Here is a 788-nt window from a genome sequence, read left to right on the forward strand (position 1 = left end):
AGCATTAGTAAAATTGAAATCGCCAATAAAAACAACAGATAGAAACTAATCCCAAAACCATAGGTGGCTAACAAGATAGGATAAAACAAATCTTGACTAAAAAGAACGACTCCCCCACCTAGGAAGGAAAGGAGGGCTGATAGAAGGAGCCATTTGATATCAGTCGATAAAGAATGCCCCATGATGGATAAGAGAGTCTGACCAGAAAAGAGTTTTATACCTGCTGCTCTCATTTCCTTAATCCGAGTGATAATCACTAAAGCAAAGAAAGATAAGCCAAATATTGCTAAACTAATTAAAATAAGGGGAATTAGTAACATTCTAAAAGCAAGAGAATAGGGCGGTGTCTTTCGGTCAGCAATTGCTTTATAACCCAAATCTCCTAATTTATCGGCAAGCTTTTCTTTCGTCAAGGAGCCTGATAAAAGGAGATAACTATTTAGCGGATCACTACGTTCACGACTTTCTTGACTAGCTTCTTGGAATTCTTTTGGTAAAGTTCCCTGACCATAAGTTGCATAAGCAAAGTGAGTCGTTCCATCCTTACTCGGCTCTACAATTCTCCTAGCTATTAAACTCTGTTCTGAGTTTGCAAAATTCTCCAATTCCTGTTCAAATACCTCACGCGTCGGTTCCTGAGTATCTTTTTTGACACGAAGTAAAGAGACGGAATCATAGCTCGCATATAAATATTGTGGCGCACGTAAGACAATAATCCAAGCAAGGAAGAAGCTGAGAAAAAAAGTTGATAATAATATGAATAGTTTCTTCATAGTAGACTCCTTGTA

1 pseudogene is annotated in these 788 nt (G+C 37.8%); it reads right to left on the reverse strand.

The window, feature by feature from the left end:
* Positions 1–773: pseudogene (locus QZ114_RS08150) on the reverse strand (bacteriocin-associated integral membrane family protein); the annotation flags it as partial.
* Between the last annotated feature and the right edge of the window lie 15 nt (positions 774–788).

The organism is uncultured Streptococcus sp. (assembly GCF_901875575.1).
GTDB lineage: Bacteria > Bacillota > Bacilli > Lactobacillales > Streptococcaceae > Streptococcus.